Annotated in this window: 11 protein-coding genes; 8 read left to right on the top strand and 3 right to left on the bottom strand. The window is 43.9% G+C overall.

Annotation, left to right across the window (positions count from 1 at the left end):
* Window positions 1-42 precede the first annotated feature (42 nt).
* The 6 genes from MD535_RS01775 to MD535_RS01750 all read left to right on the top strand — a co-directional run bounded on the left by MD535_RS01775 (window position 43) and on the right by MD535_RS01750 (window position 8,516).
* Window positions 43-1,905 carry a glycosyltransferase family 2 protein gene (locus tag MD535_RS01775; protein WP_265673196.1) on the top strand — a complete coding sequence of 621 codons (1,863 nt, stop codon included), beginning with the start codon at window positions 43-45 and terminating at the stop codon, window positions 1,903-1,905.
* Entirely contained in the window at window positions 1,895-3,211 is a 1,317-nt protein-coding gene (locus MD535_RS01770) for a DUF3131 domain-containing protein (RefSeq protein WP_265673194.1), read from the top strand. Before MD535_RS01775 ends, MD535_RS01770 begins: the two co-directional genes overlap by 11 nt.
* Window positions 3,212-3,241: 30 nt before the next feature.
* Window positions 3,242-4,651, top strand: coding sequence for a DUF3131 domain-containing protein (locus MD535_RS01765; protein WP_265673192.1), 1,410 nt, complete (start codon window positions 3,242-3,244; stop codon window positions 4,649-4,651).
* Between the two features lie 11 nt (window positions 4,652-4,662).
* Entirely contained in the window at window positions 4,663-6,054 is a 1,392-nt protein-coding gene (locus MD535_RS01760; RefSeq protein WP_265673191.1) for a DUF3131 domain-containing protein, read from the top strand.
* Window positions 6,041-7,066: a hypothetical protein gene (locus MD535_RS01755; protein WP_265673190.1), complete on the top strand. Its 1,026-nt coding sequence runs from the start codon at window positions 6,041-6,043 to the stop codon at window positions 7,064-7,066. Before MD535_RS01760 ends, MD535_RS01755 begins: the two co-directional genes overlap by 14 nt.
* 166 nt (window positions 7,067-7,232) lie before the next feature.
* Window positions 7,233-8,516, top strand: a complete 1,284-nt coding sequence (locus MD535_RS01750; RefSeq protein ID WP_265673188.1) for a glycosyltransferase family protein — start codon at window positions 7,233-7,235, stop codon at window positions 8,514-8,516.
* Between the two features lie 54 nt (window positions 8,517-8,570).
* Here MD535_RS01750 and mpaA read toward each other — a convergent pair whose 3' ends face one another.
* Window positions 8,571-9,380, bottom strand: coding sequence for a murein tripeptide amidase MpaA (mpaA, locus tag MD535_RS01745; protein WP_390902875.1), 810 nt, complete (start codon window positions 9,378-9,380; stop codon window positions 8,571-8,573).
* A gap of 172 nt (window positions 9,381-9,552) precedes the next feature.
* Between mpaA and MD535_RS01740 the strand changes: the two genes are divergently transcribed.
* Window positions 9,553-11,196 carry an ABC transporter substrate-binding protein gene (locus tag MD535_RS01740; protein WP_265673186.1) on the top strand — a complete coding sequence of 548 codons (1,644 nt, stop codon included), beginning with the start codon at window positions 9,553-9,555 and terminating at the stop codon, window positions 11,194-11,196.
* A gap of 111 nt (window positions 11,197-11,307) precedes the next feature.
* On the opposite strand, the gene MD535_RS01735 is transcribed toward MD535_RS01740, so the two are convergent.
* Window positions 11,308-12,990, bottom strand: coding sequence for an aspartate:alanine antiporter (locus MD535_RS01735; protein ID WP_265673185.1), 1,683 nt, complete (start codon window positions 12,988-12,990; stop codon window positions 11,308-11,310).
* 262 nt (window positions 12,991-13,252) lie between these two features.
* Window positions 13,253-13,519 (bottom strand): GrxA family glutaredoxin, encoded by a 267-nt coding sequence (locus MD535_RS01730; protein WP_102470603.1) that lies wholly within the window; start codon window positions 13,517-13,519, stop codon window positions 13,253-13,255.
* A gap of 503 nt (window positions 13,520-14,022) precedes the next feature.
* On the opposite strand from MD535_RS01730, the gene MD535_RS01725 reads away from it, so the two are divergent.
* Complete coding sequence (locus MD535_RS01725; protein WP_265673184.1) at window positions 14,023-15,249, top strand: iron-containing alcohol dehydrogenase; 1,227 nt, start codon at window positions 14,023-14,025, stop codon at window positions 15,247-15,249.
* Window positions 15,250-15,255 lie beyond the last annotated feature (6 nt).

Here is a 15,255-nt window from a genome sequence, read left to right as displayed (position 1 = left end):
AGAAACTGAAGCATGAAACGCTTAATAAGGGAAGTTAAGTTGATGGATATGTATTTCAAAAAGTTCGAACATCGAACACCACCAGAGCCGGTGCCCCATAGCATTCCGAGAGAGTTGCTGTATCAGTATCTAGCGACGTGTAACCTCACGCTCGGGATGTGGTATTTATGGTGGCGTTGGACCTACGCATTAAACATGGATGCGTTGTGGTTTTCTTTGCCACTTGCTTTTGCTGAATCCTGTGCATTTATAGGTTCCATTTTGTTTACCATTAATATGTGGAAGACGAAAGATGAGCCGAAGAAAACCCCTCCTTCCAATATTAATCAGTGCGTTCGTGATTGTGAAGAGGACCGCCCCGTTTCGGTTGATGTATTTTTCCCTAGCTATGATGAAGAACCAGACTTGGTGCGATTGAGTATCGAGGACGCACAGAAAATTACCTATCCCAGTGAAATCGATATGAAGATATTTATCTTGGATGACGGTAAACGGACATCGATGAAAGCGCTCGCAGAAGAAATGGGTGTTGGCTATATTACCCGAGAAGGGAACGTCGGCTTTAAAGCGGGAAACCTAAGAAATGCCATGGAGCAAACCTATGGTGATTTTGTCGTTATCTGTGATGCAGATACTCGTCCATTTTCTACGATTTTAGAACATACCTTAGGATACTTTAGAGATCCAGATGTGGCATGGGTTCAAACGCCCCAGTGGTTCTTTGACCTCCCTGAAGGCGTTCGATTACCTAAGTGGCTATCAACAAAATTGGGTAATTGGGCGGCACCACTGGGCCGTGGCATAGAGAAAGTATACGGCCCTGTGACCTTCGGTCAAGATCCGTTTGTAAACGACCCCCAAATGTTTTATGACGTGATTCAACGTAGACGAAATTGGGTTAACGCTGCATTTTGTTGTGGAGCTGGTTCTATACACCGCCGAGAAGCGGTTATGGAAGCCGCTTTGAGAGCGTATGCCGAACAAATTACCAATGAACAACAAGATGTCGAGAAACAGATTAGAAAACTGACCAAAGAGAAAAGCGTCGATCAATCTGTTTCTGAAAATTTACGAAATGAAATTTTGTTTGATACTGAGTTTACTCCTTATAAGTTTCATGTCTCAGAAGATCTGTATACGTCAATTGTGTTGCATTCGGACTCTCAGCGTAACTGGCGTTCCATTATGCACCCAGACGTTGAAAGTAAAATGTTATCGCCGCAAGATTTACAAACATGGACGGTTCAACGCTTCAAGTATTCTGGGGGATCCATTGACATTTTCATGAATGATAACCCGATATTTCGCAAGGGGTTGAATCTAAAACAGAAGCTCATGTATGGCGGTAGTTTCTGGTCCAATCTATCAGCGGTTTGGAACATCGTATTTCTAGCTTGTCCTATTATCTACTTTTTGACCTCTATTGCACCGGTCAGTGCTTATGACGTGACCTTTTATCTTCATTTTCTTCCTTACGTATTAACCGCGGAAATTGCAATGATGATTGGTACATGGGGAGTAGCTGGCTATAAAGGTAAAACCAATTTCCTATCTTTCTTCCCAGTGAATATGCGTGCACTTTGGACCGTATTGAGAGGGCGGAAAATCAGTTTCCCTACCACGCCAAAAGAGCGACAAACAGGTAATTTTGCCAAACTGGTGGCGCCTCAGATGGCTGTGTTTTTTCTCAGCCTATTTAGCTTAGGATTTGCTTGGTACGGTCATTATTTTGGAGGATGGGGCAGCTATTCAGAAGGTGGTCTAGTTCTGAATACGTTTTGGATCATCAATAATATGCTCGCAATGTGGGGCATGATTGCAGCAGCATTTTGGGAACCACCAAAAGAAGATACAGCAGATAAAGCGGCCGTTTCAGAGACAGAGGATCTTAAGTATGAAGTTTAGTAATGCATTGTTAGCGGCAAGGCACCATATTGTTTTCATTCTTGGTCTCGCAACCGCGCTCGTTATCGCCTTTTCTATTGAAACGCGTGATTATGGCAAAACATTAGGCAATATCACGTTTGAGGCACATGAAGAGATTCCGTTAAAAGCGCAGCGAGTGCTCACCCAAGAAGAATTTACTTGGGCAACGACGGCTTGGCAATATTTTGAAAATAACTATCAAGAAAACACTGGTTTGGTGAATTCAGTTGATGGCTATCCTTCAACGACAATGTGGGATACGGCGTCTTATTTAATGGGGTTAATTGCGGCGGAAAAAATCAACATAGTGACACAAGACGTATTTAAGATGCGGATGGAAAAGGCCCTTCGATCGTTAGCCCGTTTACCGTTGGTTGAAGGGAAGTTACCTAACAAAGCCTATAACACACAAACGCTAGCCATGGTGGACTACCAAAACAATCCAAAACCGGACGGTATTGGTTGGTCTGCGATTGATATTGGACGAATTTTAGTCCCGCTTAATATTCTTATTTGGCAATATCCACAATTTAATACTGAAGTCACCAACATTTTAAATCATTGGAAAATGGATGAGATGCTAATTGAAGGCTATTTATATGGCTCTCGACCAAATGAACAAGGTGGCTTTGAACTTGTCCAGGAAGGGCGAATAGGGTATGAAGAGTATGCTTCGAAATCATTATTTCTGATGGGGCGGGATGTGTTTAACTCAATGAAATATATAGATTACCTAGATATGGTCGATGTCTACGGGATCGAAATTCCAACGGACAAGCGAGATCCCGCTAAGTATCACGCCCACAACTATGTGGTGAGTGAGTCCTATATTTTAGATGGCATTGAGTTTGGCTCAGACAGTGTCTCAAGAATATTCGCACATCGTGTGTTTAGTGCACAGGAGCGCCGTTACGACGATATAGGCATAGTGACCGCAGTGAGTGAAGATAACGTCGATGAGGCACCTTATTTTGTCTATAACACAGTCTTTTCCGATGGAAAAAAATGGAATGCGATTTCTGACGACGGTAAAGATCAATCACACTTGAAAACGTTGTCAACGAAGGCTGCTTTCGGTTGGTACGCCCTTTATGAGAATGCCTACACCGATCTTCTAATTAGTGAAGTATCGCCTCTATTTTCTGATGGTAAAGGCTGGTATTCAGGGCGCTATGAAGCGGACGGCCGTCCTAATAGAGCGATTACTGCCAATACCAATGGCATTGTATTGGAGTCCTTGGCCTACATAGAAAATGGCCCCTTGTTACGGGTTGGAGCTCAGTAATTGAGATTGTGCAGTATTAGGGAGAATTCGATGCGTTATTTGTCAACACTATGTATCGCGCTGGCCGTAGCTGGGTGTGGTAATAAATATAATCAGTTTTCAGAAGATATTGTTGAGCGAAAATCTCACTGGAGCATACCTCAGCCTCGTCATGGTGAACTGACGGAAAAAGAAATGGATATGGCCAGAATTGCTTGGAAATATTTTGAAAATAACTATCAAGAATCAACGGGTTTAGTCAATGCGGTAAATAACTACCCATCAGTAACATGGTGGGATGCGGCTTCCTATCTTGCTGGAGCGGTGAGTGCGCATCAGTTAGGAATTATCGAGAAGGAAGAGCTTGATAAGCGTTTAATTGCTTTTATAGGGACATTAAACCGGCTTGACCTGTTTCGTGGAGAGTTACCAAATAAGGCCTATAACACTCAAAATGCCGCGAAGGTGGATTACGCCAACCAACCTGGGGAAATTGGCTACTCTGCTCTAGATCTAGGGCGGCTTCTGGTTTGGTTGTATATCATTAAGCAAAGGTATCCAGAATTTGCACCGAGTATCGACTCTGCAATCTTACGCTGGAATTTTTGTAATGTTGTAGACGAAAATGGCACGATGTTTGGCGCTCTTCTAGAAAAAGATAAACCTGTGCAATATCTTCAAGAGGGGCGACTGGGTTACGAAGAATACGCAGCAAAAGGTTTTCAACTTTGGGGTTTTGATACCAGTCAAGCATCAGACCCTGAGCCGTATGCGACCATCAACTTATTCGGCTACGACGTGCCATATGACACACGTGACCCAAGAAAGTTAAAGGCACATAGTTACGTTGTAACTGAAAGTTATGTTTTAGATGGTGTGGAGCTTGGATGGGATTTAACGGAAGACAAAACGGGGCATGATGCTAACTATTCCAATGAGTGGATGGCGGAGTTTGCGCTTCAGATTTATCGCGTTCAGGAGGAGCGTTATAAACAAACTGGTATTATCACTGCTAGGACTGAACATCAATTAGCAGGGGCGCCTTACTTTGTTTACGACACAATTTATACCGATGGCTTTGCATGGAATACCATCTCTGAGGTTGGTGAATATCTACCACAATACTCAGCTGTTGCCATTAAAGGTGCGATGGGAATGTGGGTGCTGTGGGATACAGAGTATACCGACTTACTGTTTGACCATGTTTCTCATATCTATGATCGGGATAAGGGGTTCTATGAAGGGATTTATGAAAATGGTACAGGTCTAATTAATACGTTTACCTCTAATAATAACGGCATCACGTTGGAAATATTGTTGTACAAACAACAAGGGAAATTGTTGCGCTATAAGGACAAACCAGCCCCAAGCTTATGGGAAAAAGCGCTAGAGACACCGTTTGGCTATGAAGGGCAGTGCTTACCGCGAGAAAATTACAAAAAAAAGCAAAATAAAACGTAGAGATGTCGCTGATGGTTAAGCACGCAGTATTGCTTATTGTATTTCCAGTATTGGTCGCATGCGGGACGATTGTCCGCGGTGTGAGCGATGGTGTCGATGCAATTAACGCTTCTCAAAGCTTTAGGCAAGGACGATTTGGTGCGCTAACCGAAGAAGAGCTCGCATGGGCAAGTACTGCCTGGAAATACATTGAAAATAACACTCAGCTTCAAACTGGATTAGTCAATGGTATTGACAATTTCCCCTCAACAAATATGTCGGGCATATCGGATTATTTAATCTCACTGTTGGCAGCAAAAGAGTTTGAATTTATTTCTAACAAGCAATACGACGAGCGTCTTACCCTTGTTTTAACCTTTCTGAACGATATGAATCTGAGTATCGGACAAATCCCAAACAAAGTCTATCACACACAAACAGGTCAAATGACGGACTATGGCTTACAACCTAAAGATATAGGTTGGTCTTCTCTGGATGTTGGACGTCTGTTAATTGCTTTAGCCATGGTTAAACAGCATTCGCCGGAATTTTCTGAATACGTTGATAAAGCCGTGTTGCGTTGGAATTTTTGTGAACTGATTAATGAAGATGGTGAGCTGTTTGGAGGCGCGATCTTTGACGGAAATGTCACGCGATACAAAGAGGGGCGTCTAGGGGTAGAGGAATATACGTCATACGGGTATCTGGATTGGCAAGTGGTTCCTTATAAAGCGATGCGGATAGACCCTTATGATGTTGCCACGATTTATGGTATTGACCTTTTATTTGATGGGCGAGATCCACGCAATTTTGATGTGCTTAGACCGGTCTACAGCACGCCTTATCTATGGATGGGATTGGAATTTAACTGGGACAAAATCGACGACCGCTCTTCTTCAGATGCGACGCATACTGATGAAGTGATGTCGGCGATGGCAGACTCACTCTACCGGGTGCAAGAAGCTCGCTGGGATGCTGATAGAATTTATACCGCGCGCGGTGATCATGTGGTCGCTGGTGACCCTTATTTTGTCTATGACGCTGTTTATGCCCTTGGAACTCCATGGATAACAGTCGCAGAGGATGGCAGTTCCCATGACCTATTGGCGTTAGTATCAACAAGGGTCGCGTTTCAGATGTGGGCACTTTGGAAAACGGATTATACTGATCGATTAATGATTTTGGTCAAGGAGCTCTATGATCCTCAACGCGGTTGGTATGAAGGCCGATACGAGCGCAATAGTAAGTATGAGAAAAGTATTACCCTTAAAACCAATGCAGGGGTATTAGAGGCGTTACTCTATAAAAAGAAAGGAAAGCTCTACCAGCCTAAAGAGGATCGAGAATATCGAGATGTACAATTTGATTCGCGTTTTTACCACCCAGGTAAGTGCTTGACGGAGACCTTTGATGATTATGATTAGAGCGTTTTTTTTAATTTTAGTGCTCACGTTTAATGGATTAATGGTCTGTAATTTTGCTAATGCGGCAGTGCAAGATGTCGACTTAAGAATTTTTAGTAAACCGACGTTGTTGGCTGGCAATGGAAGGTATAAACAAGCTGCTGAGCAATATCACCGACTGAGTATTCAAATTTTGGCGTCAGAGTCTAAGTTAGGCACAGAAAAAATGTGGCAGTATGCAGGCCTTGCTGAAGTGCTGGCAACGGTATGTGCTAATTTAGATAATGATGCAAAAGCTTATGAGTATTGGGCGAATAGCGTCCGATACTTGTTAACGGGAGGGACTGACTGGGCTCAAATGCAGCAGTATCTGCATCAACAAAATGAGCAAGCCAATACGCAACTTCTTACGCAAATGCAAACCATCGATGTTGCGGGAGGCTATGATCAATCTTGGGAGCAGGATGCTGCTGTATTACAAGTGTGGCAGGAAAAACTAAACCTGTTTGTTTTTTCAGGCCCTAGAGCAGGGATGGCCGTTTCACCATCCGCTCTTACTATTCAGCCGCAAGTGCGGCGACCTGCTTCGCCGGTTCCTGCACAAGTGGCACCGGGGCAAAGAAAACTCAATGGGTTAGAGTCTAATTTTTCTCAGTCTTCGTCTTTCGTTCCAACCGAAGTTACTCCTGTTGTTGCTGTTGAAAGTAAGGATACCGAAGCGACGGCGGAGTCGGTATCAACAAGTTCTCCTACGCTAAATATTCCCCGCACCAATAGGCATTTAATTCAAGGCACAATCTCGCCACAGCCAGTGGTTACAGGCAATGAAGTGACGATTGCGACGCCTATTGAAGCGTTCGATTATGAACAAGCAGAAACGGCTCATAATGAACGTTCAATGCCTAAAGTAACAAAAGATGAAGGGCAGCAGCCAGAGGTCGCGTCACAGTTGCAAAAAGCCAATATTGGTACTGAAACTAATCAAGGCGTGCAAGCGATACAAAGGCGAAGCTTCGCACCGATAACAGAATAACTCTCGATAACAGAATAACTCTCGATAATTGATTGACGTGATCAGCAATCGTGCACTGGATCTCCTCGCATTAGATTTATGTCGGACAATTTCTTGATAACACGATGATAAATCCTAGTTTGCTTTCGTTACGTACATTTCGTTCCGTGAACGCGAGGCAAAGGATATGACCCAAGAACATCAACGACAAAGCGCAACAAAACTTCTTCGACACGCGAGCCAGCATTTTGACCTCACTGATAACGAGCACCAAAAGCAACTATTGAGTTTAGCTGAGCAGCTAGATTCATTGGCCTTGCTTTCAGTCGAGCAACTTAAACAGTTAGCAATTAACGAGCAGGCTCCCTTAGAGTTTCGTCTTGCGGTTAAATTGGTGGACTCAAAGCGCTACATGAGACAAATAACTAAGCCGATATCCGTCGGTGTAGTTTTTGCAATGTGGGGTGAACATAATCGCCTCAACCCAAAATCTGCTCATAATCCAAATGGTGAGGACTCTTTGCGTGCCAAAATCGATCAGCTTAATTGGGTGACACAAGATAGCCCAGTCTCTTGGCGGTTGTATCCCATTGATGATGGCTGTCCACATGGTAGTGCGGAAATAGCGAGAGGCATTAGCATTACGAGTGAATCGAGTAAGCAAGTAAAGGTTTCCTGTCTAGAGGACTATGTCGCAACAGGGGCAGGGCCTTTAGCGAACTTACATAGCGCAGACGATTCACGTAAGGGGGGCGCGATTATACTCGGCTGTATGAAGGCGGTTGAAAACAAGGTCGATGTGGTGGTTTACACTGATGCGGACAATTCAGTGCATCTTGGGCAGCTTGGTTTGTTGTTACGACCGTACTTAGAACAAGGAAAGCAGGTCATTCTTGGAAATAGGAAGCATCCAGATTCGATATTGGTGAAACAAGAAGAGCGTTGGGGAATTGGTATTAAAACGCTGAGGCATATGCAAAGAATGATCGGTAAGCAGATCTTTTCTCAGGGCATCAAAGACACGCAAGCGGCATTTAAATTGTACTCAAGAGATGCGCTAACAAAAATTTTGGAGCGACCAACGGTTTATGACTTCTCGTTCGATACCGACTGGATATTGGCGGCTATGGAATACAACAAGCCAATTACGACAGTGCCATTTGCATTCATTGACTCTGCAGCCGAATCCGCCTCGATAGTACAAGGACCTATGACGACATGGTTTACTTTGTTGGAAGGTTTAGTGAAAGCTGCGCGAGCGCGTCAGGCAAGTTATAGCCGTGAAATGGCAACCGTCTTTGATGAAGAAATTCATTCGCACAAAGACTTAGAGTTGCTCATCGATATTCTTCCTCCAGAGCTTGAGAAGGCAACCGATGCTAACCTTGGAGATCCAGCATTGATGTCACCACAAAAAATGCGTGAGTGGATTCAGAGAGCGAAAATTTCGCGACCTGCAGCGATTTCCTAGTGAGTGCTTGAAGTATAAAGCCAGGTATTGTTGTGCTTCAAGAAAGTTAATTAGCTATGCTGCCTTACCGCTGTACTGCAGCAATGATATTAAGGATTCAAGATAGTTAATAGTTAGCTGGTCTGGTGATGAATTTGGTAGCTCAAGGGTGATGCAGGGTAGTGCCTGCTCTTGACACCAGCTACCAAAAGATCCTGGTGTGTCATAGCCAATATCAGGAACTAAAGGTAATTGAAAGTAGGTAGACAACCAGTGGCCTAATGGCGAATTTTCCGGATCATCAACGCAGGCGAGCGGTTCATGCAAAGAAACAACAAAGTTCGGATTTCTCGTTTTAATAAGAGAAATGATAGCGCTGATTTCGGGTTCTAATGTTGTTTTTTGCCCTGTTGCAACATGTACGTCGCGTTGGGCATTCTTGCTAGTCCAACGATAGGTGGTGCCATTTTCACTCCAGTTTTTCGTTGGGAATGCACGGTTTAAATCAACTTGATTAGCATTTGCTCGCGTACCCAGCTGATGTCCATCAGGATTTAAAGATAAAACAACGTCATGGCGCAGATGTTCAGGTTGCATGCTTCGTAGCGCTGCTGATAATGCCGCCACTGAACCGGTTTCATCTCCGTGAGTGCCTGCAATAATTAACCCCTTTTGTGGGGAAGGTATTTGGGCTGGGAAAAAGAGCAACGGGGCATTGAAAACGCTGTGACCAAATGGTTGCGGTTGGATTAAAAATTGCGCGCGCTGAGATCTGGGAATTCGGGCCGTCAGGGAAGATGACGCTTTTGTCGACGATAAACTGTCGTCTTTTGAATTATCTTGCATCGCTATCGTATGTTGTTTAGGGGTGTTCTGACCTGACATAGACTACCTCGAAGCTCATTACTTGGGATAACCTCACGGCTTTATGGATTTGCCTGTGATAAAAGTGTAGGTGAGCTTGTTAATTATAACTTACCTCTGCTCATACGATAGTTCACTGATTTGGTACCCTCGTATGAACAATCAATATACATGGAATGTTGGATACGTCTCTATGAAAAAAAACAGTAAACGTCAGAGGGTGTCATTGACGCCATTTATACTCTTATCTGCTTTCACTATTCTTCTTCCCTCAACTGCTTATACTGCACAGTTGCCCGACCAGGTGCAATTAGCCCCTAATCAGCATGTTGTGAGAGGGAATGACGCTGAAGTCGCGACGTTAGACCCTGCTAAGGCAGAGGGGTTACCTGAAATGCATGTCATTCGGGATTTGTTTGAAGGTTTAGTGATTCAAGATGCCGATGGGAACGTGATTCCTGGCGTCGCAGAGTCATGGGAAACCAAGGATAATAAAACGTTTATTTTCCACCTCCGCTCTGATGCAAAATGGTCAAATGGAGATCCAGTCGTCGCTTCTGATTTCGTTTTTGCGTTAAAGAGAGCTGTTGACCCGGCCACCGCTTCGCCAAACGGCTGGTATTTGAAGATGACGAAGATCAATAATATCGCGATGATCTTAAATGGTGAGAAACCGGTATCGGAACTGGGTGTTAAAGCGATTGATAACCACACCCTAGAATTTAAACTCGACAGTGCCGTGCCTTATTTTGTGGCAATGACGGGGCATACATCGATGATGCCAGTCCATCAAGCCTCGATGAAAGCAAATGGTGACAAGTGGGCGCGAGCGGGCGTGCTTGTTTCAAATGGTGCATTCACTTTAAAGCAGTGGGTCGTGAATGAGCGTATTGAACTGACAAGAAATAGTGATTATTGGGATAACTCAAACACCGTGTTAAATTCGGTGACGTTTATTCCTTTTGAAAGTCAAACCGCAGCTTTAAATCGTTATTTGACCGGTGAAGTTGACATTACTTCAGACGTACCTGCTCAGATGGCGGCAAAGTTAAAGAAGGAGCAACAAGACGCGTATAAAGTCGTACCGTTACTATGTACTTATTACTATGCGTTTAATACAACACGAGCGCCTTTTAACGACGTGCGAGTTCGCAAGGCGGTGTCTTACACGATTATGAGGGATGTGATAACGAACGGTATTACTCAGGTTGGTAATATTCCTGCTTATACGTTTGCTCATCAGTATGTTGCGGGGTTTACCGCCACTCAACCAGACTATAGCCGTTGGGCCCAAGAACAAAGAGATCAACAAGCCAGACAATGGTTATCGGAAGCAGGCTATGGCATTGACAACCCCTTAGATGTTAAGTTGCTTTATAATACCAGTGAGAGTAATAAATCTATTGCAGTTGCCATTTCTTCAATGATGAAGAAGAACTTAGGCGCAAAAGTGGTGTTAGAAAATCAAGAATGGAAATCCTATCTAGTGGCTCGTCGAGAAGGGGACTTTGATATTTTACGAACCTCTTGGTGTGGTGACTATAATGAAGCGTCGACATTCTTATCTTTAATGACGTCCGATAGTGCTGGCAATAGAGCCTTTTACAAGAGTGATGCCTACGATCAAAAAATCAGTAGTGCGTTAACTGCCACTGACATTGAAGCACGTAATCAATACTACGATGCGGCGGAAGCCGTTTTAGTGGAAGACATGCCGATCGCCCCCATTTATTATTACATGCAGGCTAGGCTGGTTCGCCCAACGATTGGCGGATTTCCCATTAATAACGTAGAAGGGCGGATCTACTCTAAAGATTTATACGTGTTGGGACAATAGCACAAGCAGTAGTCGTCATGTTTACGCGACACTTAAGCGTGTGAGTAAAAGAAAAGGATGCCGTAGGCATCCTTTTCGTGTTTAAGGTGAGGCGTTTCTAACGTAGCTAAGTTAAGACAGAATAATCAGTATGGTGCCGGCGAGGGTCATTAATATATTCGCGATGGCATAAGTACCGGCATAGCCAAGCGCTGGGATGGTTGACCGCGCATGTTCGTTCACTACATCCATCGCAGGAGCACATGTTCTCGCTCCGACAATAGCACCGATAAGAAGCGCGCGATTCATCTTCAAGAAGTACGCGCCGACTAGATAGGCAAGTACGACCGGCACGACGCTGACTAAGAATGCGATAACAATCACTTGCGGGCCAACTTGAGTTAGGTGCTCAAACATTTTACCGCCTGCGCTTAACCCGATTCCAACCATGAAAAACATCAGCCCCAGATCTTTGACCATATTGAGGGCACCTTGTGGCACGTAACCAAAAGTAGGGTGATTTGCCCGAAGGAAACCAAGTGTGATGCCTGAAAGCAGTAGCCCAACAGCATTGCCTAAACCAAACGATACCTGACCAAATGTCATGGTAATCAAACCAAACATGATGCCTAAAATGAAGAAGCTGCAAAATGCAAGCAGGTCTGCCATTTGGCTATGTATGGAGATAAAGCCAACTTTTTCAGCAAGTCCTAACACGCGGCTTTTCTCACCACTGACTTGCAAAATATCACCTTTAGCAAGAACGATATTAGCATCCATCGGCATTTCGATTTGAGCGCGAACTACGCGGTTTAGAAAGCAGCCAAACTCTGACAGGTTAAGATTTGATAAACTCTTTCCTGCAATATTATCACTCTTAACAACAATCTCTTCTTCAACGATGCGAAGGTCAAGTAGGTTACGATCAAACACTTCTTTGCCATTTCTAAAGCTTGGGTCCAAACGTGCATGACTGTCAGGGAAACCAACAAGCGCGATTTCATCGCCTTCTTGTAAAATCGCATCTCCGTCAGGGTGGGCAAGGATACCATTACGACGAATTCGTTCGATATAACACCCCGTTTGACGATAGATGCCAAGCTCACGGAGGTTTTTGCCGTCAGTCCAGTCAATTAACTCTTGCCCCACTCGGTAGGCTCGAATTATTGGAAGATACACTTTACGTTGACTAGAGCCGCCAAGACCGCGCTCTTGAGCAATTTGTTGAGCAGAATCGTGTAAATTCTGCTTTTGTAGTTTCGGCAATAGTTTGGCCAGCATAATCATACTGATAAGACCAATCAAATACGCCATGGCGTAGCCGACGGAGAGGTTTTCTAGAACCAAACCAAAATCCATACCGCGTGGAATGGTGGCCAGACCAGAGTTCAACGCGTCTTGCGCCCCCACGAGCACAGGTGTTGCCGTAAGAGCTCCAGCCATAACCCCAGCTGAGAGTCCGTAATCTAACCCTAAGTAATGGCTTGCAAAATAGGTCACCGTTAATGCCGTGACCAGCACCACTAAACTTAGGATGAGGTAGTGCTTACCATCTCGAAAGAAGATACCAAAAAAGTTTGGTCCTGCTTCAATACCGACACAGTAAATAAACAGCATGAATCCGATGGTGAGTGCTTCGGCGTTAAATGAGAATCCAAGGTGTCCCATAACCAGTGAGGTGATTAATACACCAATGGAGTTACCGAGCTGAAGACTTCCAAAGCGAATTTTGCCAAATGCAAGGCCAATCGCTAAGGCGACAAAAATAAGGAGGATAGGGTTTTGATCTAACAATTGTACTACGTCAATGTTCACTGTAGCGACTCGAAGCAACGAAGTTGAGTGGGTTATAAAGTGTGGCGATTGTAGCGGAAATAATCAAAAAGATAAGTGATTTTTTTTAAGTTTGACCATTAGATTACATATTGTGGGGATTCTCTGACTTACTCGTGGCGGGTCAATAGCAATTTGGTATAGCTTTGTCGCAATATTGATATAGATCCCAATAAAAAAGCCAACTCATTACAGTTGGCTTTAAGTGTGATTCTTTCAACTATACTGTTGATTAGACAGTGAGTTATTCGTCGAAAAGACCTAGATTTTCTTTTGCATACGCTTCAAATTCCGTACAACCACCAATATGGTCTTGATCGATAAAAATTTGAGGAACGGTTTCAACGGGCTTACCAACGGTTTTCTCTAGGTCAGCTTTAGAGATACCTTCCGCGTGGATGTCAACATAGCGGAAGTTGAAATCGTCACGTTTAGCTTTTAACGTTTCTGCATGCTCTTTTGCACGAACACAGAATGGACAACCTGGACGACCAAAAATTACGACAAACATTGACTTTCTCCTTGAAGATTAAATTCTTACTAAGCACTAGGAGTTTGATTAACTCGGCTCTTATAGTGTATGACGATAACTATGCCTTAAGATGAAAAGGAAATAAAGCCGGAAATACCACTCACTACCATAGGTAAAACCTATTAGTGCATATGTTAGTCAGTTTGCAGCGTCAATGGATGAGTTTATGTTGTGACTCATACCGAAATTGCGAATTTAAAAATGGGTAAAACGTATGTTGATTGGTTTATATCAACTTTTCATTTCTCAGGTCACTGCATGCTATTAGTGGCTTATAACTCTCATGTGTTTTTACTATCGACAGGGCTTGCAATTTGAGACACCACTTTTTCAATGTCGTATTTTGAACTTCAACGACACTGCGCTTTAGGTTTTTAGCATCGGATGAATCGTCTATATGCTGAGACTTAAGTTTCTAGCATAGAAGCTAAATCGACAATGGTGTAATGGTGAGCTTGACGATATACCGAAAGGATATTGGTATGTTTCAGTTTATGACTTCGAGTCGTATCGTATTTGGCGAAGGTGCATTGCAATCGTCTCTCTCTATCATTAACCAATTTGGCTACAGTGTATTACTTGTAACAGGGCAGGATAGGCAACGCGCCGAACCTGTCATCCATTATCTTCACAGTCAAAATATGCGCTATCAGCATGTTGCTATCTGCGGCGAACCGAATATTACTATGGTGGAAGAAACGGCGATTATGGGGCGTCGTTTTAACCCAGATATGGTGATTGCGATTGGCGGTGGAAGTGTTTTAGATATGGGCAAAGCCCTGGCTGCCATCATCCCCAATCAAGGTGACGTTTATGACTATGTTGAAGTGGTGGGGAGAAATGTACCGTTAAAAACAAAACCAATCCCAATGATTGCGATTCCAACGACCGCGAGTACAGGAGCGGAAGTGACGAAAAATGCGGTATTGAAATCAGGACAAGATAAGGTAAAAGTGAGCTTGAGAAGTCCTGACATGTTACCAGACGTCGCGATTGTCGATCCGGTGCTGACTTATGGGACGGATGCTTACACTTCAGGGAGGGGGGCAATGGATGCGTTTACGCATCTGATGGAAGCCTATGTATGTGGTGAGCCAAACCCTCTTACGGACATGGTCTGTGAGGAAGGGCTAAGAAGGTTAAGCCAATCTATAATTTCAGGTTGTAAGCAAGACAACCCTAAAGCGCGCGCGGATCTTTCTTTTGCCGCGATGCTTGGTGGCATGGCAATTACCAATGCTAAACTCGGGGCGGCACATGGGCTTGCCTCTGCATTAGGCGGTAAAATTTCAGCCCCTCATAGTGTGATCACCGCGCAATTAGCGCCTCATGTTATGACTGAAAATGTGAAAGCTGCGAAGCGGGCTGGACGCAGTGACGTGCTAAATCGTTATCGTCATATTGCTCAGATTCTAACGTCACGATCGGATGCGTCGATCGAAGATGGGATTGTATGGGTCACAATGATTTTAGAGCGTTTAGAGTTGCCTAAATTATCCGATTTTGGTGTTTGCCATACACCATTTGATGTTGTTGCAGCAGACGCAATGAAATCCGTTGCCATTAAAGGTAATCCATTGCCTTTAACTGTCGATCGGTTAGAGCATATTTTAAATCAAGTATGTCAGTGTCAGTGCGACTCGCGAGATAGGGTCACAGAAGAGCAAGTACAGGTGGAGTATAGAAATAATCCAATTGAAACCGATTAAGGGTGA

The sequence above is a fragment of the Vibrio qingdaonensis genome, from assembly GCF_026191675.1.
GTDB lineage: Bacteria > Pseudomonadota > Gammaproteobacteria > Enterobacterales > Vibrionaceae > Vibrio > Vibrio qingdaonensis.
This window is presented reverse-complemented; position numbering and strand designations above follow the sequence as displayed.